Raw genomic sequence first — 26063 nt, 5'->3', positions numbered from 1 at the left:
CGCCAAGCGGCGTCATTACTGGCCCCGCCAAGCGGCAGGGTTGCCGGGTTTGTGAGATATGGAAAAACCGCCCCGGAGGGCGGTTTTTTGTAGGTTGTTAAGCGGTCGCTTACTGGATGTTGATGGTTTGTGCCGCCTGACGGGCGTGTTCTTCCGGACGGTACATGTTTTCCAGGGTTGCACCAGGAGCATGCCAGGTGCCGGCGCCGGTCGTTCTGCCGTAGATGGTGTAGCTGAACGGTTGCGGTTTGCCGTAGGCGGTGAAGGCGGCGATATGGCGGTCGTCGCGGTTTTCCCGGTACTGGTAGTGCATGGTGTTATCGTCTTCACCATCCCCGTCGGCGTCGTTCGGGTTATCGCGCAGGGCGCTCAGTTTGATGCCTGCCGGAACGGGGTAGGTGTAGATGAGGTCGCTCTGGCTGCCGCTGTTATCCGCAAGTTTCGGGGTGAAGGTCGCGGTGATGCTGATGTCGGTGTTGTTCGGCAGTTTGGCCGGATCCAGCGCGGTGCCGTTTGCATCTTCGTAGCGCAGGGTGATTTCCCAGCCGTTGTTGTCCGCTTTGTCCGCAGGCGGGGTGTGCAGGTCTTGCGCGTCCAGCCACAGGGCGTCTTTGCCCGGGTTGGTGATGCGCACCGCGCCGTTGTATTCGCTTTTTTCGAGGTCGGCGAGGGTCGCTTTTTTGCCGTTGATTTCGATCGGGGTGTCAGCGGCAAGTTTGGGTGCAACCACGGCGAGGCGCACCAGCCAGGCGAGTTCCTGGGTGCTGTGGTAGCGGTCATGCGCGAGCGCGGCGGCGAGTTTGTCGCGTTCGATGTCACGCAGGCGGCTGATGGTTTTTTGGGTTTGCTGCGGGTCGTTGCTGATGTTTTGCCACAGGGTTTCGAGTTGTTTCAGGCGGACGAGGTTGTGCGCGGCGAGGCTGGTCGTGCTGCTGTAGCCGTAGGTCTTGGCGTCGTCTTCGCTGCTGCCGCCGGCCAGGCGTTCGCTCGCGGTCTGGTATTCGCCAAGCAGGGCGAGGGCGGTTGCGATGTCGAGGCTGTCGCTGAGGCTGAGTTTGTCGCCGGCTTCGCGGTGGTAACGCAGGAGGTTGCCGCGTACGGGTTCTTCGGCGTACGCCAGGGTGTAGTAGGCGTAGCTGTCTTCATGCGCGGTTTCGGGGCGGTAGCTGCCGTCGTTGCCGCTGCGCAATTGTCCGAGCAGGCGGGTGAGCTGTGAGGGGTTCAGCAGTTCCTGGCGTTTTTGCAGCTGGATGAGGGCTTCGCCGATGTAGGCGGTGAGCCAGCGGTTTTCTTTGCCGTAGCCCCACAGGCTGTAGCTGCCGTCCCAGTGCGCAAGGTTGGCCAGACGGTTTTCGGCGGCGCGGATGGCGTCACGGTCGGCTTTTTCGGCGCCGATGAGTCCCCACAGTTTGCCGGTGGTTTGTTCGCTGCAACCCAGCGGGTAGTCGGCGAGTTGTTGCTGGTACGGCGTCGGGTTGTAGGGGATGCCGCTGTTCAGGCTGAGGCGGGCATCGCGCAGGTCGCTGTATTCGAGGGTAGCGCCGCCATCCAGGCGTTGGTACTGGGTGCGCACTTGCGGCAGGGCAGCTGCACGGATGGGGATGCGCCGTTCGAGGCTCTGGGTGTTGTCACCGCTGATTTCTGCTTTGATGTGGGCATCGCCGCTCGCGGTAACGCGGTAGGGGTATTTGAGGGTGACGGTTTGGTCGGGCTCGAGGGTGGTTTCCGGGATGGCTTCGCCCGCGAGTTCGAGGTTGTCGGTACTCAGGTTGATTTTGAGGTTCTGCGCTTTGTCGGTGGTGTTGTGCAGGCGCAGGGTGAAGATGCCGCTGTCGTCCGCGCTCAGGTAGCGCGGAGCATGCAGTTCGGCGACGACCGGCGCTTTGATGATGGCGGTTTCTTCGGCGGTGCCGGTTTTGTCCGCGTTGTAGGCGGCAGCCATGATGCGCAGGCGGCCGTTGTAGTGCGGCACGGGCATGGTGTAGTTCACGTTGCCGTCGGCATCGACTTTGAGCGGGCCGCTCCAGGCGCTGATGAGGTCGATATCGAGGTCGGGCAGGTCGGCAAGGGCCGCACGTTCGCTGGCGGCTCCGCCATCGGCACCGCTACGCAGGGCAGCGAGGCGGGCGTTGGTCTGGCGGATGATGCTGCCGAAGGTGTCGTAGAGGGCGAGGGTGGGTTGTTTTTTGCCGAAGAAGGCTTCGAGCGGGTCGGTGAAGCTTGGCGCGGCGATTTGGTAGAGGCCGTCGTCAATGATGGCGAGGTTGACCCAGGTGTTGTCACCCGCTTCGGGGACGTGAACGCCAACGGTGTAGGGTTGTTCTGGCTGCGGGTTTTCCGGCAGTTTGAGTTGCGGCACGAGGCGGCGGTCGGCCAGGTCGGCGCCGACCCAGTAGAGGCCGACGGCGCGGCGGTTGTGGTCGCGGGCGTTGTCGTTCCAGGCGTTCGCCAGCAGCCAGACGCCTTGTTCCCAGTTGTCTTGCCACGGGATCTGGATTTGGCCTTTGCCGTTTTTGAGTTCGAGTTCGTGGTTTTCGGCGATGGTGTCACGGCTGGCGACTTTGACGGTGGCTTTGCCGTCAAACGGGGCTTGTACGTTGACGGTGAGGGTGTCGCCTTTTTTGTAGGTCGGCTGGTTGGTGGCGAGGGTGATGGTCGCCGGGCTGTTCTGGTTGGGGTCGCCGTACCAGCCGCGCGTGATTTCGAGGCTGGCGGCGCTGGCCGGGGTTTTGCCGCGCACTTCGAGGACGTAGATGCCGTCGCCGTCAAAGGGCAGGTCAAGGTTGGCCGGGGTTTTGCCGTCGGTGTTGATGCTGCCTTTTTTCAGCGGTTCGCGGCTGTCGTTGTTTTCGTATTTCCACTCGCCTTCGCTGTTGTACCAGTACCAGTTGCGTTCGACGCGGTAGAGCGTCCATTCGAGGGTGTCGGCTTGTTGGGCGCCTTTGTCGTCGATAGCGGCGATTTGTGCGCCGTTTTCGCCCGCCTTGAGGGCGATGTAGGGAGCGGTGCGCGGTAGCGGTGCAGTGTGGTTAGCGCTGATGGTGCTGCCGTCCGGCGCGGTGAGGCGGACTTCGGCGTAGAGGGCTTGCGGGCGGGTGCCGGCGGGGCGGTCCAGTGCCTCGATGGCGATGTGGCGTTTGCCGTCTTTGTCGGTGTCGCCGTTTTCTATTTTCTGGTTGTTGCCACTAGGCGCGGCTTCGTCGTGGCGGCCAATCTGCCAGCCTGTCCATTCGTTGTGGGTTTGCGCGAAGTCGTCGTTGGTGATGCGCCACTGGCCGTCGGTCAGGAGGCTGGCGGCAGGTGCCCCGTAGAGCCAGTCGGCGCTGTAATCGAGTTCGGCTTTGTTTTCTTCGGCTTTGACGGCGAGTTTGTTTTCGATTTGTTGCGGGATGATGCTATCCACGAGGTAGGTTTCGTCCACAACGATGGTGCCGCCTTTGCCGAGGCTGATGCGGATGTTCCAGTTACCCAGGCGCGCGGTGGCAGGGATTTCGGCGCTGTAGCGGTAGGCTCCGCTGGCGTCGGCTTCAAGCAGCTGGCTGTGCACAAGGGTGCCGTCCGGACGGTAGATGTCCAGCCACAGCGGGGTATCGCTGAAGGCTTTGCCGTCCGGGGTTTTGAAGAGCCACAGGGCGTTGATGGTGTCTTTCGGGCGGTAAGCGCCGCGATCGTGCCAGGTCCAGTGGTCGAGGGTTGGATTGGCCTGTTTGTCGCCGTTCGCGCCTTTGTCCGAGAGGTCGACGCCTTGTCCGGCAACGCGCAGGTAGGCGAGGTGGTGTTCTTTTTGGCTGATGATGTGGCTGGGGGCGTCTGCTTCTTTGCCGCTGGTTTGCGCACGGGTGAAGCGGGCGATGCCTTGGCCATCGGTTTCGGCTTCGCCGAGGATGCGGTTATTTTGGGCGTAGAGGGTGACTTTCTGGTGGGTGACGGGGGAGCTGGTTTTCAGGTCGCGCAGTTCGGCAAGGATGCCGTCGCGGGTCTGATAGGCGGTCAGCCCCTGATCGGTGACGGTGAAGCCAAGCAGGGTGTTCTGGTAGCTGTCGTCGTCGCGCACGCTGAGGACGTACACGCCTGCACGGGCATCGTCACCCGCCATGTCTTTGAAAGCGAGGCGGCTTTGCGTGATGGCGTTACGCTCGCTTTTTTCCGGTTCAAAGCTGCCTTGCCAGATAAGGCTGGCGTTATCGTGGAGGTCGTATTTTTCGAAGCTGTCGGGGTTGTCAATGGCGTTGTGCGCGTCGCCGGCGAGGTTGTTACCGGGAATTTGCCACAGTTCGACGTTGATTTTGCCGCCGGTGTTCGCGGTTTCGATGGTCAGCGCGGCGTCCGGGGTGAGTTCGAGGGTTTTGCCACGGGTGGCGAAACGCACCAGCGGCGCACGGTCGTCGGTGTCAACGGTGCGCTCAATCGCCATACCGAGTTCCATGTGGTTCTGGGCGGCGAGTTTGGGATCGATTTTGAAGGTGTATTCGGTCTGCCACTGGCCGGTGTAGCAGAGTTTATCGCCAGAATAGCGGCCTTCGCCTTCGGGCGCGGGGGTGACGCTGATGTACTGTTTCCAGTTTTGCAGCGGCTCGGCGAGGACGGGGTTATTAAATTCAAGGCAGATACGCGGTTTGTCCTGGTTGTTGTCACTGTCGATGCTGCTCAGGTTGAAGGCAAAACGCTCGCGCAGATAGGCATATTGTTTGCGCTGTTCTTCGCTGTACTGGCTGCTCAGTTTGTCGAGAGCGGCAATGGCAAAGGGGATGCTGTCGCTGTCGTCGCGCATGATGGCTTCGTAGAGGGCGAGGGTGTCGTCAATATAGGCGGTTTGCGAGCCGCGCACGTCGGGGGAAGCGACGAGCAGGGCGCGGTAAGCGGTTTCCTGGGTGTTGTCGCCATACGCGCTATATGCGCTGCGGTTGATAAGTTTGCCCAGCAACTCCGCCCGGTTTTGCAGGCGGGCATAACTCTTGATGTCAGGTGCCCCCTTTTTGACTTTGCTGTATTTGGCGTTGGCCAGCCAGGCACGGATGTCTTCGTTGGCGAGTTTGGCAACCGGGCCGCTGCCTTTTTGCAGGTATTGATCAATGTCGGCTTCGGCTTTGGCGCGGGCGGCAGCGAGGGTTTTATCGTCCCAGCGTGGCGCGGCGTGGGCGGTGATGGCGAGGACGGCAGCAATGGCGGCAGCGAGGTGGTTTTTGAAGTTCATGGGGCATCCTGTTGGGTGTGTGGGAAACGGTGTGGATTTTAGCAAATCCGCATTGGTTTTTCGGGATACATTGCAAGGAAACCGCCCCGCTTGAAGCCTGCTAGACTATCGGCAAATTATCATTTGCGCCCCGTAACACCCGTGAACACCCTGCCCCTACCCGACCTCGGCGACACTCTCATCACCTACCAGCAATGGCTACGCCCGCTGGTGGACGACAAAACCTACCGCAACAGCGAACAGGCGCTGGCCGACTTCCGCCACCTCGACGCGCCGAAACTGCAACGCCTGCTTGAACAGCGCGCCGCCATCGCCGCGCCCGATTCCTGGCTGATTGACTACTGGCGCAACCTGCGCCTTGCCAACCGTGGCAGCCTACCTCTTGCCGGCAACCAGACCATGAAAATCGAATGGAAAGCGCCGCAGAGCGGGCTGAAGCGCGTCTCCCATTTCGTCCATGCTCTTGCACGAGTACACCGCGACTACCTGCACGGCGAGATAACGTGCGGCGACGACACCTGTCGCGAACAATGGCGCATCCTACTCGGTGCTTGTCGCCGCCCCATGCCGGAGTGCGACCAGTACCTTTTCAACGAAGACGACAGCTCCGCCCGCCACATCAACATTCTCTACAAAGGGCGCGGCTGGACGATGGACATCCTCGACAACAAGGGCGGTATCGCGAGCCCGGCGCAAATCGAAAACACCCTCTACCGGCTCATCCATAACGACGCGGAAGCACCTGACCTGCCCTTTGCCGCGCCGAGTGTTTTCCCGAACGAACAGGCACGCGAAATCCGCGCCCAGCTCAACAGCCGTAGCGAAAACGCCGCCATCTGGCAGAGCATTGAAAAATCCCTCTTTATCCTGAGCCTTGACGACGCGCACATCATCGACGACGAAGACGCGCTGAATGACGCTGCTTTTTCCGACGGCAGCGCCTTCTGGGCCTACAAACCGCTCAACTACCGCTGCAACCTCAGCGACGACCGCTACTTCCTGCACAGCGAAAGCAGCTGGATTGACGCCTCCAGCCTTGCCGACATCCTTGCCCTTGCACAAAAAAACCAGCACGACGGCAAAATCCAGCGCAAGAATACCCTGCCGGACGACCTCAACCTCGCCCCGCTTGACTGGCAAATCGACAAACACGAAACCAAAGAACAGGACAGCGGCACCTACAAACTCATCAAAGAAGCGCTGGCCGAATACCGTCACCACGCCGAAAGCTATACCACCGGCATCTACGACCTCTACCTCAACGACCAGGAACAACACCTGCTCAAACACAACGACCCCGACGCGCTGATGCAAATCGCCCTGCAATACGCCCAATACAAAGTGCACAAAACCGTGCGCAGCAGCCGCGAAAACATCGACATGCGCCACTACACCAACGGGCGCAAATGCTATATGCAGACCGTCACCGCCACCTCAAAAGCCGCTGCCACCGCTATCTACAGCCTTGCCGACAGCAGCAGTATCCTGCCGCTTATCGAGGCATACAACGAAGAACATCTGATGCGTAAAGCGCACTGCCTGCACGGCGAAGACGTGTACGGCCACTTGCTCGGCCTGGAAAGCATCGCCCGCGAACAAAAACAGGACATCCCCGCCTTCTTCACCGACCCCGGCTACCTCACCCTCACACAAAACTACATCTCGACCATCAGCCTCGGCTGCCACGGCATCCTCAGCTACATCGCTTTCACCGCCGGCAGAGCGGAAAACATCGCCATCAACTACACCTACAACCGCAACAACATCAACCTCGTCCTCACTCACCCGCGCAACCGCACGCGGGAAATACAGAAATTCGCCACGGCGGTGCAGGCGGGCATCAAACAACTGTTGCGTATCCTGGCGCTGAGTGAGCCGCAGGATGAAGTATAGAGCCGGGTTTTATAGTCGTTTCAGATAAGACTGAGAACGTGTTTATAGTCTTCGTAGCAGGACTCCCAAGAAAGCCAAAACTACCATTTGCAGACGGGTACTCAACTTACGCTCACAGTTTTTCCAAAGCCGCCTGTTCTTTTCCAACCAGTTCCGGCAGCGGTGAAATCGCGCAAACGAAACCAGGCACACCCACCCAAATCAGGGATAATGCCACGCCTTACGCCATTTCTATCTGCCCATGAACCTGCTCGAAGCCGACAACCTCACCTTGCTCAAAGGCAGCACCCTGTTGCTGCGCCATTATCACCTGCACATTGCTGCAGGCGACATCATCCACCTCACCGGCGAGAACGGCAGCGGTAAAACCACGCTGTTGCAGGCACTGGCGGGGCTACTCACGCCGCAACACGGCACCATCCGCCGCCATGTACCGCTGCTCTATCTCGGCCACCGCCCGGGTATCAAGGGCACATTGAGCGTGCGCGAGAATTTGCGCTATGCCGCCCGCCTCTATCACGGCATGAGCGGAGCCGGGCTGGAAACACGGCTGGACGCAGCCCTGGCTGCCGTCGGCATTGACCACCTCGACGGGCGGCAAAGCCGCCTGTTGTCGGCAGGACAGCAGCGGCGTTGCCAACTGGCCCGTCTGTGGTTGGATACGCCGCCGCTGTGGCTGCTGGACGAACCGCTGACGGCCCTGGATGCAGCGACCACCACCCTCCTGCTGCAACATCTCGAACGGCACCGCGCCGGCGGCGGTGCGGCGGTAATTACCAGCCACCAGCCGCTGGCGCTGCCCCGCCTGACGGTATGCGCGGTAGGACAATGAAGCGCCGCCCGCAATAAAAAAACCCGCGCAAGCGGGCTTTTTTGTGGTATTGCCAGATGAAAGATTAAGCACCCGGTACGATGAGGGTTTTGGCCAGTGCCAAACCGACTAAACAGGCGGTCACAACACCAACCAAACCCGGCGCCATGAAGCTGTGGTTGAAATACCATTTGCCGATTTTTGTCGTCCCGGTCACGTCGAAGTTGATAGTTGCAATATCGGACGGATAGTTCGGGATGAAGAAGTAGGCGTAGGTAGCCGGCATGAGGCCGATGAGAGTTGGCGCAGGGATACCGAGGCCAATGCCGACCGGTAGCAGGATTTTTGCCGTTGCCGCCTGGCTGTTGATGAGTACGGACACGGCGAAGAGCGCGAAGGCAAAGGTCCACGGCGCATTCTTGACCATTTCCGTGACGCTTTCCTTGAACACCGGCAAGGCGTAGTTGAAGTAGGTGTCGCTCATCCAGGCAATACCGAAGATGGCAACCGTCGCCACCATGCCCGATTTGAAGACAACGCCGTTTGGGACTTTTGACACGCTGGTGCGGGTGGCGAGGAGGATGACGCCGCCGAAGGCGAGCATCAGCATTTGAATCATCACGCCCATAGAGATCAGCAGCGGTTTGCCTTCGGGGCCGACCACGGTGCGAATCGGTTTGTACATGGCAACAAAGACGATGCAGATGAGGGCGAGGATGAAGAGCAGCACGGAGTTACGCGCAGCAGGCGGCAACTGCTCGTTCAGGGTGGTGCTGGTGGTGTTCTGGATACGCTCACGCCATTCCGGATCTTGCATGCGGCGCTGGTATTCCGGATCGTCCTGCAATTCCTTGCCGCGACGCAGACTGTACAGCGAGAGCGCAATCGTGCCGCAGAAGGTGGCGGTGATGGTGACGGTCACGATCTGAATCAGCGACACGCCTTCAAAGAAGTGGATCTTGGTGATGTCATCCAAATAGAGCGCGACCACAGCCGAGACGGGGCTGGCGGTAATTGCCAGCTGTGAGGCGACGGAAGCAGCCGCCATCGGGCGTTCCGGACGGATATTGTTCTTCAGGGCGATGTCGCCAATGATCGGCATGATGGAATAGACGGCGTGGCCGGTACCGAGCATAACCGTCATTGCCCAGGTAACAATGGGGCCCAAAATGGTGACCCGCTTCGGATTCTTGCGCAGGATTTTCTCGGCAACCTGCAACATATATTTCAGGCCGCCCGCCGCTTCGAGCACAGAGGCACAGGTAACGACGGCAAGAATAACGAGCATAACCTCGACTGGCGGTTTGCCGGGCGGCATACGCAGTACCAGCACTTCAAAAAGCAGACCGATACCGGAAACGACACCGAGACCGATGCCGCCGAAACGGCTGCCCGCGTAAAGAAAGCCGATGAGCATGACGAACTCGAAAACGAGCGCGTGCTCAAGGAAAAAAGACATGATGCCTCCTAATGATGATGAAAAAAAGCGCACGTATGATACGCCTTGCCATCTGTCCATGCAGAGCTTTGTGCGCGCCGCTTAACGGGGCCAGTATCTACGCGCCCCCAGCATTTACACCGCTTGGCGGGCCCAGTGGTTATCCCGCTTGAGCGCCTGTTCCCCGCCACCTCGCAAGTACAAAAAAGCGCCGCCTTCCGGCAGCGCTTTTTGCTATGCACGGGTTTATTTCGGATGCACCATGTCTTCCGGTTTGACCAGTTCGTCAAACTCTTCGCCGGAAAGAAGACCAAGCTCAATCGCGGTTTCGCGCAGCGATTTATCGTTCTTGTAGGCGGTTTTCGCTACTTTCGCCGCGTTTTCGTAGCCGATCTTGCGGTTCAGCGCGGTGACCAGCATCAGCGAGTGGTGCAGGAAGTAGTCGATTTTTTCCGGTACCGGCTCAATGCCGACGGCGCAGTGGTCGTTGAAGCTGTTGCAGGCGTCACCAAGCAGGCGGATGGATTGCAGCAGGTTGTAGGCGATGACCGGCATATAGACGTTCAGCTCGAAGTTGCCGGAAGCACCTGCGAAGTTGATGGTGACGTCGTTGCCGAAAACCTGGCAGCAGACCATGGACAACGCTTCGCACTGGGTCGGGTTGACTTTGCCCGGCATGATGGAGGAGCCTGGCTCGTTTTCCGGAATTTTGATTTCGCCGAGGCCGCAGCGCGGGCCGGAAGCCAGCCAGCGCACGTCGTTGGCGATTTTGTTCAGGCTGGCGGCGAGTGTTTTCAATGCGCCGGATGTGAAGACGGCGGCATCACGACCGCCAAGCGCTTCAAATTTGTTCGGCGCAGTGACAAACGGCAGGCCGGACAGGTCGGCGAGCTGTTTCGCGACTTTGACGGCGTAGTCGGGGTGGCTGTTCAAGCCGGTACCGACTGCAGTACCGCCGAGCGGCAGTTCATAAAGCCCTTGCAGCGCATCTTGCAGGCGGGTGAGGCCATGATCAAGCTGGCTGACATAGCCGGAAAATTCCTGGCCGAGGGTCAGCGGGGTGGCGTCTTGCAGGTGGGTGCGGCCGATTTTGACGATGGGGGCAAATTCTTTCGCTTTTTTATCCAGCGTATCGCGCAGTTTCTTCACCGCCGGAATCAGCAAGCGGTTGATTTCCTGCGCGGCGGCGACGTGAATGGCGGTCGGGAAGCTGTCGTTGGTAGATTGCGCGTGGTTGACATGATCGTTCGGGTGCACGGGCTTATAAGCGGCAAGCCCGGTACCGGCGAGTTCGTTAGCGCGGTTGGCCAGCACCTCGTTCATGTTCATATTTGACTGCGTACCGGAACCTGTCTGCCAGACGACGAGCGGGAATTGCGTATCCAGCTTGCCGGCGAGCACGTCATCAACGGCGCGGACAATCAAATCCGCCTGTTCCTGCTGGATGCGGCCCAGCCCGGCATTGGTCTGCGCGGCGGCCTTCTTGATCAGCGCCAGCGCATAAATCACCGGTTTGGGCAGTGTTTCCCCGCCGATTTTGAAGTTCTGATAGCTGCGCTGCGTTTGCGCGCCCCAGTAGGCTTCGGAAGGAACTTGCACTTCACCCATAGTGTCGTGTTCGGTACGTGTCGTCATGGTGTTTACCTCGTGTTGAAAAGTGTGGCAATTATAACACCCGCACCGTGCAGGGGCGCCGCAATGCGCCTACAATATCCACACCCATCACCAGGAAAGGACACCACCATGCTCATCATCACCGGATTGGCCGGGGCAGGCAAAACCATTGCCCTCGACACCCTCGAAGACCTCGGCTACTACTGCATCGACAACCTGCCGAGCGCACTGCTTGACAGCCTCGTGCGCGATTTTGCCGGCAAACAGCCGCAGCCCGTCGCCGTCGCCATGGACTCGCGTAACGCTGCCGACCTTGCCGCCCTGCCGGAAAAAATCCGCCACCTGCGCACGCTGGCGGACATCCAGATCCTCTTCCTCACTGCCGACACAGACATCCTCGTACGCCGCTACAGCGAAACGCGCCGCCCGCACCCGCTGCACATCCATGCCGAAAACCCGCGCGCCCTGCCGGAAGCCATCGAATACGAGCGGCACCTTCTGAACCCGCTGATGAACCTTGCCGACATCATCCTCGACACCAGCCATTACAGCGTTTACCAGCTCAAAGACCGCCTGCGCACCGTCCTCGGCGATGCCGCGCCCTCGCTCATCATCACCCTGCAATCCTTCGGCTTCAAACACGGCACACCGGTGAATGCCGACTTCCTCTTCGACGTGCGTTTCCTGCCGAACCCCTACTGGGATCCCGCCATCCGTGCCTACAGCGGCAGCGATGCGCCCATTATCGAATTCCTCGAACGCTACGACGAACCGCGCCGCTTCGTCGCCGACACCGCCGCCTACCTGAAAAACTGGCTACCCGCCTTCGTCCAGGGCAGCAACCGCGCCTACCTCACTATCGGCATCGGCTGCACCGGCGGCCAGCACCGCAGCGTGTACGTCACCGAAAAAATCGGCGCCCTGCTCAAACCCGACTTCCCCGGCCTGCACATCGAACACCGCGACAGAAAAGCCTACGCGTCAGGCAGCAACCATGAATAAATTTACCACAACCCAGGAGCCAACCATGAAACTCTACATCTACGACCATTGTCCCTTCTGTGTGCGCGCCCGCATGATTTTCGGCCTGCGCGGCCTGCCCGTAGAGCTTGAGGTCTTCGCCAATGATGACGAAGCGGGGCCGACCGCACTCATCGGGGAAAAAGTGGTGCCGATACTTGTCAAGCCGGACGGCACGGCGATGGACGAAAGCCTCGACATCGTGCGCTTCGTGGACGAATACGCCGGCAAAGAACACCTGGATGACACCATCCGCCCGGAAATACAGGCCTGGCTGGATAAAGTTGGCAAATACGCCAACAAACTGATTATGCCGCGCTGCGTACAAATCGGCCTGCCGGAATTTGCGACCGCATCGTCCCGCGCTTATTACATAGAAAAGAAAACCGCCATTACTGGTGATTTTGCAGAGAACATAGCCCGCACCGACGAATACCTTGCGCAACTGCACACCGACCTGCCCGAACTGGCGGCGCTCATCCATAGCGAGGCGCATATCGGCGAAAAATTAGGCTATGAAGACATCATCACCTTCCCGCTACTGCGCAACCTGACCATGGTCAAAGGACTGCAATATCCGGAGCAAATCCGCTTATACGTTGAGCATATGGCCAAACAAAGCGGTGTGCCGCTTTATTGCGACAAGGCGGTATGAACAGCCGAAAAGGCGGCTCAAGCCGCCTTTTTCATTGTCATCTTCTCTTCCCGCACAAGTTGTGCGGGTCAGCCCAAGCGGGATAAATACAGGGTTTTACCCTAATGGCTGCGCAGTTTTCCCGGGCGGCATCGGCTAGAAACCCGCTGCGGCTGCCACTATGGGTTTTGACATAGTCATCAATGGCGGCGAGCAGGTTTTCCGGCAGGGTGGCATGGAAGCGTTTGGCGCGGGTGGTCAGGCGGGACGTGTCAATAGCAAGTAATCACCAAGCAGAATAAACTCGCGCTTCCCCGTCTGCACAAAAAAGCCCTTCCCCCACAGGGGAAGGGCTTTACAATGCCGCGCCATGCCAAAGCACTCCGCATCTATGGCACCCATTTCTCTCACACCGATAACCAAGGAACCGCATTGAACCAACAAACCGACTGGACCATTGCCGACGCCGACGAACTCTACCGCATCAGCGGCTGGGGAGCGGGCTACTTCCGCCTGAACGACGACGGCAACCTCGTCATCAACGCCCCGCTTGCAAGCGGCAAAACCGCTGAAATCGCCATGCTCGACCTCATTGAAGGCATGGAAGTACGCGGCAAAACCATGCCCGTGATGCTGCGCGTGCAAAACCTGCTCGAAAACCAGATCCGCCTCATCAACGAAAGCTTCGCCAAGGCCATCGCGAGCAGCCATTACCGGGGCAAATACCGGGGCGTCTTCCCCATCAAGGTGAACCAGCAGGCGCAAGTCATCGAAGACATCGTCCGCTTCGGCAAACCCTGGCAGCACGGCCTCGAAGCCGGCTCCAAAGCCGAACTCATGATTGCCCTCTCCATGCTGACCGAGCCCGGCCCGCTCATCGTCTGCAACGGCTACAAAGACCGCGAATTCGTCGAACTCGGCCTCGGCATGACCAAACTCGGCTTCCAGGTCATCTTCGTTATCGAAACCCCGGCAGAATTGCCCATCATCGTCGAAAGCTCGCAGGCGATGGGCGTGCGCCCCGTTATCGGCGTACGCGCCAAACTCTTCTCGCACGTCTCCGGCCACTGGAACGCCACCAGCGGCGACCGCTCCATGTTCGGCCTGAACGCCAGCCAACTCGTCGGCGTCATCGACGGCCTCAAAGCGGCCGGAATGCTTGACTGCCTGCAATTCCTGCACTACCACCTCGGCTCGCAAATCCCGAATATCCGCGACATCCGCACCGGCGTGCGCGAAGCCTGCCGCTACTACGTCGAACTCGTCGAAGAAGGCGCACCGATGCGCTTCCTCGACCTCGGTGGTGGCCTCGCTGTGGACTACGACGGCAGCCGCACCTCCGCCATCCACTCGCGCAACTACACCCTCGAAGAATACTGCGTGGACGTGGTTGAAACCATCCAGGCGGTGATGGACGAAAAAGGCATCGAACACCCGACCATCGTCACCGAATCGGGCCGTTCCACCGTCGCCTACTCCACCGTCCTCATGTTCAACATCCTGGACGTGACCGGCTACACCGACGCCCGCCTGCCCGCCGACAACAACGAAGACAACGAACTCGTGCACAACCTCATGGAAAGCTACCGCATGCTGTCGGACAAAACCGTGCAGGAATGCTTCAACGACGCCGTGTACTACCGAGACGAAGCACGCGACGGCTTCATGCGCGGCCAGCTTGACCTGCGCACCCGCTCCCGCGTCGAACAAATCTTCATGGTCGTCATGACCGAAGTGCAGAAAATCGCCGAGCGCAACCCAGACGCCCTCTCCGAGCCCGAAGTACTGAAAACCATGCTCGCCGACATCTACTATGGCAACTTCAGCGTCTTCCAGTCCCTGCCGGACGCCTGGGCGATTGACCAAATCTTCCCCGTCGTGCCGCTGCACCGCCACCTCGAACGCCCGACGCGCAACAGCATCATCGCCGACATGACCTGCGACAGCGACGGCAAAATCGACCGCTTCCCGGAAAACGGCGAAGTCAGCCGCGCCCTGCCGCTGCACCACATCAAAGAAGGCGAAGAATACTACCTCGGCGCCTTCCTCGTCGGCGCCTACCAGGAAACCCTGGGCGACCTGCACAACCTGCTTGGCGACACCCACGTCGTCTCGATCTACATCAACGAAGACGGCAGCTACGACTTCGTCGGCGAAGTCGAAGGCGACTCCGTGGCAGACGTGCTCAGCTACGTCGAATACCAGCCGAACAACCTGCTCGCCCAATTCCGCCAAACCGCCGAGCGCGCCGTGCGCAGCGGCACCATCAGCGCCGCCGAACGCCAGCACCTCGTCAACGCCTTCGAAGCGGGCCTGCGCGGCTACACCTACTACGAACAGTGAGCCGAAATCCCTTTTCCCCGTCTCAAAAGCCCTTCCTCTGGAAGGGCTTTTTCTATCCCTGCTTTTCAGCCGCCAAGCGGCGTCAATACTGCCCCCGTCAAGCGGTGTAAATACTGTGCTCGCCAAGCGGCGTCATTACTGAGCCCGCCAAGCGGGATAAATACAGGTTCACAGCCAAGCTGCGTAAGCATTACCCCGTTCAGCGGGGAAGGTGATGCTTCTTTGCGGATTAGAAATTTTCCGCTCGCCAAGACAGGCAGATACCTATGCCTGTTTGGCTAACGCGGAGTGAATCAGCATTTGTGTACCGAACCAGCCCCAGTAGATACGGTGGCGGTAGATTTTACCGTCGCGGTGCTGCATGAGTTCGAGGATGTCCACCTGGTTGCCGTCCGGGGTTTGCCGTGGGTATTCCCAGATAAGGATGTCGCCACCAGTGTAGTAGTTGGCGTCTCGGTACCAGCGTACCCATTCATTCGGGCGACGGCGTGTGCCTTCTTCGAGGAAGGCTCGGATTTCGGCTTTGCCACGCAAGATGCCGTCTTCGCGTTGCAGAATGATGGGCACCAGCGGCGATTCTAGCTCAGCGTCATCGTGGTAGAGGGCGATAAGGGCATCGGTGTCGCGGTTTTTGGCCGCCTCATGCCAGGCGTGATAGAGGTAATTTGCGGTATTCATCGTGGTTTCGATACTCCACTAAGTTTGAGAAAAGCCCAGGTACGCGGTTTGGCCATGTGGTTATGGGCGGGCGGAATTAAAACAGGCGGCAGTAGGCCGCCTGTTTTGCGCTGTCTGTTTCGAGACAGGTCAGATGTCGTAATGGAAGCGCATAGTCTGTATGAGTTCGGCGGACAGGCTGTTCGCGACCGGGCAATGGCGTGCGGCGGTTTCGATGATGCGGCGGGTGTCAGTGTCCAGCGTCCGGCTGAGATGGAAATCAATGATGATTTCGCTGACGCGTAACGGGTCGTTGGCCATGTTTTTACCGACGTCCGCGCTGACGGCCAGGTTGTCGATGCCTTGCGCCGCCGCTTTTTTCGCCATTTGTGTCAGGCAGCAGAAGGCCAGCGCAGCGGCGAAGTGGTCCAGTGGCGAGAAGTGCTCGCCCTTGCCGCCGCTGCCCGCAGGCGCGTCGCTAGCGACGCTGCTTTGGTTGTCATAGCGGGTGGCGCGGTTGCGCAGGGCTCCCAGGTGTTCAACGCGGATGGTAGGCATGATAGGCAGTTCCTCTTCAGGGTGTTTGCGTGGCAGCTTTGCTCTGCGTGCTCTGGTAGTTGCGCAACCAGTCGCGGTAAGGCTGGCCGTCGAGCCACAGGCTTTCGGCGACAATTTGCCCGTCCTTGATGCGTACACCGAGGGTGGCGTTGCTGTGCGGGCTTTCGTTGTTGCGGAAGCGGAACAGTTCATCGATTTTCACCGCGTCTTCTTCCGGCAGGTAGTAGCGGGTGAGCGGGATGTTGATGCTGATGGTGTCGCCCGCTTTGTATCCGTCCGGGATTTTGTAGGCAAAGGCGCCATCCTGCACGCTGCGACTCAGGCGGGTGATGTGGGCGAGGCCGTCTTTGCCTGTTTCCAGCACGACGTAGATGGTGTCGCCGCCTTGTACGCCGGGGGGCAGGATGTGTTTTTTCTCCTCTTCCGGGAATGCTAACGCCAGATAGCGGCCACGCAGCACATCAAGCGGGTCAACCGGCTGCAATTCCAGACGCAGCGCGACGCCTTCGCGCAAAATGCCCTCACCGTGCACCACCTGCATCAGGGGAACGGCCCATTGCAGGGCAAAAACCAGGGGCAGCAACAATAAGACGAGACGGTTTTTCATGCGGAGACTCCGGTCGGACGCGGACGGCGGGCGAGGTGCAGGTTGACGATGAAGAAGGCAAGACCGGCGATGATGAAGACCAGCCCCTTGATCCACAGCGGCATATTATCGCCAACGAAGCGCAGGAACAGTGCCATCAGCACCCAAATCAGCGCCGAATTGACGGCAAAGAGACTGCGGTCAAGGTCAAGCCGTGCGCGCCACAGGCCGAGGCCGGTGATAAAAATAGTCGGCAGCCACGGCCAGGCGCCGCCGTAACGGAGATGCACACCCTGTCGGGCGAGGAGATAAACCGCGATGCCGCTCGCGACAAACAGCACATCCCACAGATCCAGGCGGCGCCAGCGGCAGGCAGCAAAGAGCAGCAGCACGCCGCTCACCGTCAGCAGCCGCAGATCGGCCAGCAGGAAATCGACGAAATCGTTGCGCATCGAAAAATCCGCGCTGAACAGGAGCAGCACGGCGAGGGCGATTTTACTGAGCAGCGCCATTACATTGCGCCAGGCGGGCAACAAGGTGCGGCTGGCGAGATAAAAAGCGGAAAGGCAGACCCAGGCGGAGAGGAAGCTGACATTGCGGCCGTTGAGGCAGAGCGTCAAGGCAAAAACGACGCTATGCAGCGCGGCAAACGTACGCCACACGCCCGTCTGTGCGCCATAAAACTGCCCGCGCTGCCGCTGCCACCAGAGCCAGGGCAGGAACGCGGCGACATAACCGAGGTACTCCCACTGCGAGAAGACGGAGGAATAGCCATGCGCGCCGAAAACATGCGTCAACAGCACGGCAAAAAACGCCACCGCCCAACTGCGCGCCACATACACCAGCGGCAGCGTCAGCAGCAACCAGATGCGCAAAAATGCAGGTAGGTTTTCTTCCACATGATACGTCTGCGCGATAAGGGCAATCGCCGCACCGACTGCCAGCGTAACCAAGAGGGCGCTGCCCTCACGCCACACCGCACTCGCCGCACGGCGCCAGCAGGCGAAAAAAAGCGCTGCCTGCGACAGCACTAGCGGCGTCAGCGACAGCGCCACCCGCACGGGACGGCTCAGAGCGGCCCAGTTGGCGGCAAAAAGCGCAATGACCCCCGCGCCAACACAGAGCGCGGCAAAAAGCGACAGCACCATCTGCCACCACTGCCCCCGGTGCTGCACCGGCAGCGCATAGCGCGCCCGCAACAGCGCCGCCTGCTCAGGGGAAATCCAGCCACTTGCCTCCCACTGGGGCAGTTCGGCCAACAACTCACGGGAAAACGCAGCGCGTTGGTTCATACGACTCTCCTTGAAGAAAACGACGCCATGATACGCAAAAGCACTGCGGGCAATCATGACAAAACCCGCTATTTCCCCCGGCCATCAGCGCAGAGTCCGTGACATTTTTATTACAGCCCTTGTATCGGACAAAAACTCGCCGCTTGCCGGGGTTAACGTACCGATGCCCTGCCAAGCGGCGTAAACGCCGACATCACATAAAGCTGTCTGCCGGCTGACAACCCCTTCACCGGGTCGCTTCGCGGTGCGCCCGCCCCCAGGCGCACATCGCATCCAGCACTGGCAGCAGCGATCGGCCGCGTGCGGTCAGGGCGTATTCGACTTTCGGCGGGATTTGCGGGTATTCGGTGCGCGAGATAAGGCCGTCGCGTTCCAGTTCTTTCAGGGTGGCGGCCAGTGTCTTGTAGGAAATGCCGCCGATGCGGCGTTGCAGTTCGTTGAAACGGGTCGGCGATTGCCGCTGTAACCAGTAGAGAATCACCATTTTGTATTTGCCGCCGATGAGCGACAGGGTATAGCCGAAGCCGGTATCGACGAGCAATTGTGCTTCTTCCTGACAGGGGGTGTGCAGCATGGGCTTTCCTTGGGGTTAGTGCTTACGCGGACGTGCGTACTGGGCGTGGATGGCGCGAAATTGTAAGCTGCGCGCCGCACTTGTACCAAAGGACAACCGATGATTCCGATTGATCGCTACACCTATATCTCCGCCCCGCTTGCTGCCGCCCTGCGCACGCTGGGTGACGGTATCGAGCCCGCTGCCACCGCCGAGCTTTACGCGCCGTTGCAGGCACGCGAACCGTATGCGGGCGTGACCGTGCAACGCGACCTTGCTTATGGCGACGACCCGCGCCACCGTCTTGACCTGTTCCTGCCTGCTAATGATGACCGCCCGCGCCCGCTACTGCTGTTTGTGCATGGCGGTGGTTTTGTGCGTGGTGACAAGCGCAGCGGTGACAGCCCGTTTTACGACAATGTCGCACTGTGGGCACTGCGCCACGGCTGCCATGCCGCCAACATGACTTACCGCCTTGCCCCCACCCATCCGTGGCCGGCGGCGCAGCGCGATCTGGCGGCCGCACTGACGTGGTTGCAGGCGCACCATCCCGCGCCCGTCATCCTGATGGGGCATTCGGCAGGTGCGGTGCATATCGCGCAGTATCTCGCTCATCCGGCGCTGCGCCGGGCCGATGACGGTGTGCGCGCCGCCGTGCTGCTATCCGGTATCTATGATTTGTGTACGGGCGTTTACGATGTGCAGACAGCCAACACGGCGGCAGTACGCGCCTATTTCGGTGACGATCCGGCACAGTACCCCGCCCGCTCCGCCCTGCCCGGGCTGACCACCTGCGGTGTGCCGCTCTGTATCGCCTACGCCGCGCACGATCCGGCTGATTTTCAGCAACAGGCGCTGCTCCTTGCGGAAGCCTGCGCCCTCCCTGCCTACCGCCTGATGGAACACACGCACATGTCCGAAATCTATGCCGTCAATGCCGATGAAGCCCTGACCGCCCCGTTTTCCCGTTTTATCGGGGTACACAGCGCATGAAAACCCTCGTCATTCTCGCCCATCCCAACCTCGCCCAATCCACCGCGAACCGCGCCTGGGCGGACGCGCTGGCGCAGCAGCCCGAGCGCTACACCGTGCATGAGCTCTACCGTCGCTATCCCGACAGGCGCATTGACATTGCCACCGAACAGGCACTGGTAGACACACACGCCGCTTTCGTCCTGCAATTCCCCGTGTACTGGTTCAACTGCCCGCCGCTCCTGAAACAATGGCTGGACGACGTGCTCACCCACGGTTGGGCCTACGGCTCGCGCGCCACCGCCCTCGCCGGCAAAAAAGCGGGGATTGCTGTCTCGCTCGGCGCGCCCGCCGCTGATTACCGCGCTGACGGTGCCGTCGGCTGCGCCGTCGCCGAAGCCCTGCGCCCCTTTGAACTCACCCTGCGCTACTGCCACGCCGCCTGGCAGCCGCCCTTCCACTGGCACGGTATCGACAGCAACGCTGCCTACGACGACACCACCCGCGCTGCTGTGGCACAAAGCGCGCAGGACTATCTCGTCCATCTGGCGCGCTACTATCCCTGAACAGCCGCAAATACCGGTCAAGCGCCACTCGTATATTGGTCAACCATTCATTGCACCCACCGCCTGATAATGGCAATATAGCGCTCGTGATAGGCACAAACTGTCCGGCGTTCTGCCCTGGTGACAAAACAGCAGACAATTTTGGTTTATCAATCTGTGCAAGTCATTGCATGTTCGTAATCTGTTTGAGACTGAGGTGAATGATGAAGATGAAAAAACGCACGTTTACAACACTGGCGGCCTCCTGCCTGCTTGCCTGTGTATCGCCGCTGGCCTGGGGCAAAGCGGAAGTGACGCTGAAGCTTGGCCACATCGCCAACGAGCAGCATTCCTGGCACAAGGGTTCACTGAAATTTGCCGAAGAGGTCGCAAAGTTGACCAATGGCCGTATTGAGGTGCAGGTGTTCCCCAACGACTCGCTCGGCAAGGAAATTGACCTGATTAACGGCATGCAGCTCGGCACAGTTGATATGACGATTACCGGCGAGAGCCTGCAAAACTGGTCGCCCAAAGCTGCCCTGCTGGCTATTCCTTATGCTTACCAGTCGCTGGATTACATGGACAAGGTGGCTTCCGGCGATATCGGCAAAGATATTGAAGCGGACATCATTGCCAAGGCGCAGGTACGCCCGCTGACTTATTTTGCCCGTGGCCCGCGCAATCTCACCGCCAACCGCGAAATCAAGACGCCAGACGATTTGAAGGCAATCAAGCTGCGTGTGCCGAACGTACCGCTCTTCGTGCAGACCTGGAAGGCGCTGGGCGCATCACCAACGCCGATGGCGTTCAGCGAGGTCTTTACCTCGTTGCAAAACGGCACGATTGATGCGCAGGAGAACCCGCTGTCGCTGATTGATTCCGCCACGTTGTATGAAGTGCAGAAATACGTCAACCAGACCGAGCACGTCCGCTCCTGGATTTATCTCGCCATTTCCGAAATTACCTGGAACAAATTATCCGAAGCCGATCAGAAGGCCTTGCTGGAAGCCGCTAAAACCGCGCAAAAATATGAACGCGAAGTATTCCTTGCCGATGAAACGCAATTGCAAAAAACGCTGGAAGCAAAAGGTATGACATTTGTGCCGGTTGACCAGAAAGCCTTTGCGGAAAAGGCTAAGGCTGCCGTATTGGAAAGTGCGGCTAAAGACATTCAGCCAATTATCGAGAAGATTTTTGCCGAACAGCCGTAATGATAATTGTCCGGGGAATATCCCGGACTTTCCCCTGAAAGGAAAAGAATTATGTCCAGATTAATTCAACTCGTAAGCAGTGTTTTGCGCTGGGCGACGGGGCTTGCTTTCGCCGTATTAATGGCTGCAGTATTGATTCAGGTCGTGATGCGGACTTTCAGCAGTGACGGTTCACCGGTATGGACGGAGGAGGTTACCCGCTATGCCCTGCTTTATATTGGTGGCTTTGGCGCAGCGTTATCGCTGTGGACAGGGGTAATGGTCAATGTGGATTTATTGTCCGAACATTTGCCAGGGCGTCTGCCTTGGGTTATGCGCTTATTGGCGGCAGTGACGGTTTTTATCTTCGCAGTGATGCTGATTGAGCCCGCCTGGCGTTTTACCAAAATCGGCATGATACAGACTTCACCCTCGATGCCTTTTATCAAGATGGCCTATATTCATGCCAGTGTCTTTATTTTGCTGGCAACCCTCGCTTTGACTTCCGGCATCCGCATTATCGGGATGCTGTGCGGTAAATTGGATGGGCACCCTGAATTGAAAGAAGAAGAGGAATTGCCATGAGCCTGTTCTTGTTGACAGCAGTTTTTCTGCTTGGTTTATTGATTGGTGTGCCGGTTGCCGTGACTTTAGGCGTGGCCTCATTGGTTTATATTGTCAGTGCCGGAATCCCGCTGGTGGTAGTTCCGCAAAAGATGTTTGCCGGCATGGATATTTATGTCCTGCTCTGTATTCCGGGTTTTGTGCTGGCCGGGAATTTGATGAATGCGGGCGGGATTACGCCGCGCATTATCAGTTTTGCCCAGGCAGGCGTCGGCTGGATGCGTGGCGGTTTGGGGATGACGAATGTCGCTTCTTCCATGCTGTTCGGTGGTATTTCCGGTACGGCGCTGGCTGATGCCGCTTCCATCGGCGGCATGATGATTCCGGGGATGAAGCGCGCCGGTTATCCGGCAGATTTTTCCGCAGCGGTGACTTCTGCATCATCCACGATTGGCCCGATTATTCCGCCATCGGTGCCGATGATTATTGTTGGTGCACTATCGGGCATTTCCGTTGGCAAGATGTTTATTGCCGGTATTATTCCTGGTTTGTTGCTCGGTGTAGGGATGTTAATCGTTACTTACATTCTTTCCGTGCGCAATCATTACCCACGTCATCCCTGGCAGGGCTGGTTTCATCTCTGGCAAACATTTGTGGGTGCCTTCTGGGCGCTCGCCATGACAGCATTAATTGTCGGTGGTATGGTCAGCGGTTTTGCCACACCAACGGAAACATCCATTGTTGCCGCTGTGTATGCCATTGCGGTCGGCCATCTAATTTATCGCGAATTGCCACTGAGAAGAATCCCGACCCTATTAATTGATAGCGCGGTTTCTTCAGCAGCCATTCTGCTGTTGGTCGGTACAGCCAATGTCTTTGGCTGGATTCTCGTTTCCGAACATATTCCGCAGATGATTGCCGATACGGTGTTATCACTGACCACCAACAAGTATTTGGTAATTTTGCTGCTGAATATCGTCCTGGTTTTTGTCGGGATGTTTATGGAGACGATTGCTGCGCTAATTATTCTCTTTATCCCACTTTTAACGGTAGCGCAGGGCGTGGGTATTGACCCGATTCATTTTGCCGTCTTTGCCGTGCTCAATCTGATGATTGGCCTGTCAACTCCGCCGGTTGGCGTTTGCCTTTTCGTATGTGCCAATATTGCCCGTGAACCACTGATGCGGGTAGTCAAGGCATTAATTCCTTATATTGTGACCAACCTGATTGTCTTGATGCTGGTTTCTTATATTCCGGCATTATCCACCTGGTTGCCTTCTTTACTGAAAAATTAGAGGTATGTGATGAAAGCTGTTTTGGTGCGAGCCCCGCTTGCAGTCGAAATTGTTGATGTGCCCAAGCCGGAGATTACGGCAGCGGATGATGTCTTAATCAAGGTCCGTTATGGCGGCATTTGCGGTTCGGATATCGGTATTTTTAGCGGTAGCAATTCGTTTGCCACGTATCCGCGCATTATTGGTCATGAATTTTCCGGTATTGTCGAAGCGGTCGGCAGCAGCGTGCATGACCTCGCTCCAGGCGATCTGGTTTCGATCGATATCGTCAACAGTTGCGGTCACTGCTATGCCTGCCGTACGGGACATCACAATGTCTGCAAGGATTTGGAAGTGACCGGCGTACACCGCGACGGCGGTTTTGCCGAGTATTTCAAGGCATCGCGCAAGATGGTGTACAAGCTTGACAAGAGCAAACTGAGCGAGGCGGAAGCCTGCCTGGTTGAGCCGTATTCCGTCGGTGCTGAGGTCAATGCCCGTGCCTCTACTGCCGCCGGCGATAAGGTGGTGGTCTTCGGTGCCGGCCCAGCAGGGCTTGCCATCATGCAGGTGGCCCGCGCCAAAGGGGCGGAGGTGCTGATTACCGATATTTTCCCGCAGCGTTTGGCGCTCGCTCGCGAAATGGGCGCGGACCGCACCGTCAACGTCAAGGAAGAAGACCTGAAAACCGCCGTCATGGGCTTCACCAACGGCGACGGTGCCCACGTTCTCGCCGATGCCGTCTGCTCGCCGCAGAGCATCCTTGATGCGCTTGATCTGCTTGCGCCCTCTGGCCGCTTCGTCGTCCTCGGCACCGGCAGCACGCCATCGGAAATCCCGCAGGCGGCGTTCACCAAGAAAGGCATCAACGTCTTCGGCACCCGCGTCAACAATCACCGCTTCCCCGAAGTCATTGCCCTCTTTGAACAGGGCAAAGTCAAGCCGGCGCTGATGCACACCCACACTTTCAAATTCACCGACATTGCCCGAGCCTTTGAGCAACTGCGCACGGACAAGAGCAAAGTCTGCAAAATTCTTCTTGAATGGTAAGGAGCTGATATGAAAACCACATTCCGCTGGTACGGCGAAGGCAACGACACCGTATCCCTCGAAGCCATCCGGCAAATCCCCAGCATGACCGGCGTCGTTTGGGCGCTGCACGATATGGCTGCCGGTGAAGTCTGGCCGGAAAACCGCATCATCGAAGTCAAAGAACAGGCAGCGAAATACGGCCTCAATATCGACGTCGTCGAAAGCGTCAACGTTCACGAAGCGATCAAGCTCGGCCTGCCGGAGCGCGAGCAATACATTGAAAACTATAAAGAAAGCCTGAAAAATCTCGGCAAGCACGGGGTGAAGGTCGTCTGCTACAACTTCATGCCCGTTTTCGACTGGATGCGCACCGACCTCTTCCACCCCAGTTTCAATGGCGACGGCTCAACTGCGCTCTTCTACGATCACGGTGCGATGAAAGACCTTGATCCGAAGCAGCTGGTAAAAAGCGTCGCCAAAGGTTCGCAAGGGCTGACCCTGCCCGGCTGGGAACCGGAGCGGCTCGCGCATCTCGACAAGCTCTTTGACGCTTATAAAGACGTGAGCGAAGACGATTTGCGCAAAAACCTCAAATACTTCCTCGAAGCCATCATCCCAACCGCCGAAGCCGCCGGCATCAAAATGGGCATCCATCCGGACGATCCGCCATTTTCCATCTTCGGCCTGCCGCGTATCGTCAAGAATCACGCCGACCTCAAAGCCATTGTGGAAATGGTGGACAGCCCCAGCAATGGCCTGACCCTGTGCAGCGGTGCGCTCGGCCCGAATCCGGACAACGACCTCCCGCAGATGATTCGTGATTTCCACGACCGCATCCCTTTCGCCCACATCCGCAACATCAAGCGTTTTGACAACGGCGACTTCATCGAAACTTCGCACCTGAGCAGCGACGGCTCGCTCGACATCGCCGAAATCGTGCGCACTTATCACGACGTGGGCTTCACCGGCTACTGGCGCCCCGATCATGGCCGCCACATTTGGGGGGAACAGTGCCGCCCCGGCTACGGTCTTTACGATCGCGCCCTCGGCGTCATGTATGTAGAGGGCGTGTGGGATGAATGCGAGAAACGCAAGGGTAAGGCCTGAAACGCAGTAACCACGCCGCTTGGCGGGCCCAGTAACTACGCCGCTTGGCGGGGCCAGTAACCACGCCGCTTGGCGGGCCCAGTAACCACGCCGCTTGGCAGCCGCTGGTAAACTGCTTCTGCCACCAGCGGCAAAAGTTTGCCGTACACAAAGCCGCACCGTGATAATGCACCGCTCAATGCCCCACCGGAGAACCCCATGAAGACCATCCTCTGCCTGACCTTCGCCCTGCTGCTCGGCGGCTGCCTGCGTGACAACAACAGTAGCGTCCAGGATTCACCCGTTGCGCAACTGCCCGCCGGCGTTCCGCAAAGCCTGCAATACAACGGGCAAACCTATCGCCTGCAACATTGGGACGGCGAAAGCGGCGAGTACTACCTGCGCGACGAACGGGACTATGGCTGGAGCAAGCTGCTCACCCTGATGTTCGTGACCGAAGGAAAAACCTTTGACGATTTTGCCGCCAACATGGAGCGTCTGCTCAAACAGGAAAATGTCCGCTACCGCCTGAACAAACGGGATGGCGCCCTGCAACTCACCATGCTCTACCCGCCCCAGCCCAGACATCCGCACTTTGCCGGCTACGAAAGCAACCTGATGCGCTACCAGCCGCTGCCCTGCGGCTTCGCCGGACTGCAATACGGCGAACATCACCCCGCGACCGCCGACGGTGCACACCTCTTCACCGCTGCACAAAATGCGCAAAAAGACTTCCAGCCGCAGGCGGCGCAAATCCTCGCGACCCTGCGCTGCCCGGATAGCCGCTAAGCCAGATACTTACCAACC

Annotated in this window: 22 protein-coding genes; 13 read left to right on the top strand and 9 right to left on the bottom strand. The window is 58.8% G+C overall.

Annotated elements, in window-relative coordinates:
• Positions 1-109: 109 nt before the first annotated feature.
• Positions 110-5194 (bottom strand): alpha-2-macroglobulin family protein, encoded by a 5085-nt coding sequence (locus DY250_RS02900; protein WP_115610837.1) that lies wholly within the window; start codon positions 5192-5194, stop codon positions 110-112.
• A 141-nt stretch (positions 5195-5335) separates the two neighbouring features.
• On the opposite strand from DY250_RS02900, the gene DY250_RS02895 reads away from it, so the two are divergent.
• Both DY250_RS02895 and ccmA read left to right on the top strand, forming a co-directional pair.
• Positions 5336-7087, top strand: coding sequence for a choline/carnitine O-acyltransferase (locus DY250_RS02895; protein ID WP_115610836.1), 1752 nt, complete (start codon positions 5336-5338; stop codon positions 7085-7087).
• A 241-nt stretch (positions 7088-7328) separates the two neighbouring features.
• Complete coding sequence (gene ccmA, locus DY250_RS02885; RefSeq protein ID WP_115610835.1) at positions 7329-7919, top strand: heme ABC exporter ATP-binding protein CcmA; 591 nt, start codon at positions 7329-7331, stop codon at positions 7917-7919.
• A gap of 64 nt (positions 7920-7983) precedes the next feature.
• On the opposite strand, the gene DY250_RS02880 is transcribed toward ccmA, so the two are convergent.
• Entirely contained in the window at positions 7984-9357 is a 1374-nt protein-coding gene (locus DY250_RS02880; RefSeq protein WP_040389285.1) for an anaerobic C4-dicarboxylate transporter, read from the bottom strand.
• A 225-nt stretch (positions 9358-9582) separates the two neighbouring features.
• Positions 9583-10971, bottom strand: coding sequence for a class II fumarate hydratase (gene fumC, locus DY250_RS02875; RefSeq protein ID WP_006986095.1), 1389 nt, complete (start codon positions 10969-10971; stop codon positions 9583-9585).
• Positions 10972-11079: 108 nt separating this feature from the next.
• Here fumC and rapZ point away from each other — a divergent pair, with 108 nt between their 5' ends.
• Both rapZ and grxB read left to right on the top strand, forming a co-directional pair.
• The gene (gene rapZ, locus DY250_RS02870; RefSeq protein WP_115610834.1) at positions 11080-11952 is read left to right on the top strand and encodes an RNase adapter RapZ; all 873 of its coding nucleotides are present in this window, start codon (positions 11080-11082) and stop codon (positions 11950-11952) included.
• Positions 11953-11977: 25 nt separating this feature from the next.
• Positions 11978-12625, top strand: coding sequence for a glutaredoxin 2 (gene grxB, locus DY250_RS02865; protein WP_115610833.1), 648 nt, complete (start codon positions 11978-11980; stop codon positions 12623-12625).
• Between the two features lie 37 nt (positions 12626-12662).
• Here the strand turns inward: grxB and DY250_RS15030 are convergent, their stop codons facing one another.
• Entirely contained in the window at positions 12663-12881 is a 219-nt protein-coding gene (locus DY250_RS15030) for a type II toxin-antitoxin system HicB family antitoxin (RefSeq protein WP_115612747.1), read from the bottom strand.
• Between the two features lie 155 nt (positions 12882-13036).
• Here DY250_RS15030 and speA point away from each other — a divergent pair, with 155 nt between their 5' ends.
• On the top strand, positions 13037-14947 hold the full coding sequence (speA, locus tag DY250_RS02855; RefSeq protein WP_040389283.1) for a biosynthetic arginine decarboxylase: 1911 nt from the start codon (positions 13037-13039) through the stop codon (positions 14945-14947).
• Positions 14948-15211: 264 nt separating this feature from the next.
• Here speA and DY250_RS02850 read toward each other — a convergent pair whose 3' ends face one another.
• From DY250_RS02850 to DY250_RS02830, 5 genes are all read right to left on the bottom strand, one after another.
• Positions 15212-15625 (bottom strand): nuclear transport factor 2 family protein, encoded by a 414-nt coding sequence (locus tag DY250_RS02850; protein WP_115610832.1) that lies wholly within the window; start codon positions 15623-15625, stop codon positions 15212-15214.
• A 129-nt stretch (positions 15626-15754) separates the two neighbouring features.
• The gene (locus DY250_RS02845) at positions 15755-16162 is read right to left on the bottom strand and encodes an OsmC family protein (protein ID WP_115610831.1); all 408 of its coding nucleotides are present in this window, start codon (positions 16160-16162) and stop codon (positions 15755-15757) included.
• Positions 16163-16178: 16 nt separating this feature from the next.
• Positions 16179-16769 (bottom strand): GDYXXLXY domain-containing protein, encoded by a 591-nt coding sequence (locus tag DY250_RS02840; RefSeq protein ID WP_115610830.1) that lies wholly within the window; start codon positions 16767-16769, stop codon positions 16179-16181.
• Positions 16766-18040 carry a DUF2157 domain-containing protein gene (locus DY250_RS02835; RefSeq protein WP_245951005.1) on the bottom strand — a complete coding sequence of 425 codons (1275 nt, stop codon included), beginning with the start codon at positions 18038-18040 and terminating at the stop codon, positions 16766-16768. Before DY250_RS02835 ends, DY250_RS02840 begins: the two co-directional genes overlap by 4 nt.
• A gap of 226 nt (positions 18041-18266) precedes the next feature.
• A complete protein-coding gene (locus DY250_RS02830; RefSeq protein WP_115610828.1) occupies positions 18267-18614 on the bottom strand; it encodes a winged helix-turn-helix transcriptional regulator in 348 nt (115 codons plus the stop codon).
• A gap of 99 nt (positions 18615-18713) precedes the next feature.
• Between DY250_RS02830 and DY250_RS02825 the strand changes: the two genes are divergently transcribed.
• The 8 genes from DY250_RS02825 to DY250_RS02790 all read left to right on the top strand — a co-directional run bounded on the left by DY250_RS02825 (position 18714) and on the right by DY250_RS02790 (position 26045).
• On the top strand, positions 18714-19586 hold the full coding sequence (locus tag DY250_RS02825; protein ID WP_115610827.1) for an alpha/beta hydrolase: 873 nt from the start codon (positions 18714-18716) through the stop codon (positions 19584-19586).
• Positions 19583-20131, top strand: coding sequence for an NAD(P)H-dependent oxidoreductase (locus DY250_RS02820; RefSeq protein ID WP_115610826.1), 549 nt, complete (start codon positions 19583-19585; stop codon positions 20129-20131). Before DY250_RS02825 ends, DY250_RS02820 begins: the two co-directional genes overlap by 4 nt.
• Before the next feature lie 200 nt (positions 20132-20331).
• Positions 20332-21321, top strand: a complete 990-nt coding sequence (locus tag DY250_RS02815) for a TRAP transporter substrate-binding protein (RefSeq protein ID WP_218565521.1) — start codon at positions 20332-20334, stop codon at positions 21319-21321.
• A 51-nt stretch (positions 21322-21372) separates the two neighbouring features.
• Positions 21373-21885, top strand: a complete 513-nt coding sequence (locus DY250_RS02810; protein WP_115610825.1) for a TRAP transporter small permease — start codon at positions 21373-21375, stop codon at positions 21883-21885.
• Positions 21882-23159, top strand: coding sequence for a TRAP transporter large permease (locus tag DY250_RS02805; RefSeq protein ID WP_115610824.1), 1278 nt, complete (start codon positions 21882-21884; stop codon positions 23157-23159). The genes DY250_RS02810 and DY250_RS02805 overlap by 4 nt, the downstream gene beginning before the upstream one ends.
• Before the next feature lie 9 nt (positions 23160-23168).
• Positions 23169-24188 carry a zinc-binding alcohol dehydrogenase family protein gene (locus tag DY250_RS02800; protein WP_115610823.1) on the top strand — a complete coding sequence of 340 codons (1020 nt, stop codon included), beginning with the start codon at positions 23169-23171 and terminating at the stop codon, positions 24186-24188.
• 9 nt (positions 24189-24197) lie between these two features.
• Entirely contained in the window at positions 24198-25277 is a 1080-nt protein-coding gene (gene uxuA, locus DY250_RS02795) for a mannonate dehydratase (protein ID WP_115610822.1), read from the top strand.
• A 198-nt stretch (positions 25278-25475) separates the two neighbouring features.
• Positions 25476-26045 (top strand): YdgH/BhsA/McbA family protein, encoded by a 570-nt coding sequence (locus DY250_RS02790; protein WP_115610821.1) that lies wholly within the window; start codon positions 25476-25478, stop codon positions 26043-26045.
• The last annotated feature ends 18 nt before the right edge of the window (positions 26046-26063 follow it).

The sequence above is a fragment of the Cardiobacterium valvarum genome (genome assembly GCF_900460955.1).
Classification (GTDB): Bacteria; Pseudomonadota; Gammaproteobacteria; order Cardiobacteriales; family Cardiobacteriaceae; genus Cardiobacterium; species Cardiobacterium valvarum.
This window is presented reverse-complemented; position numbering and strand designations above follow the sequence as displayed.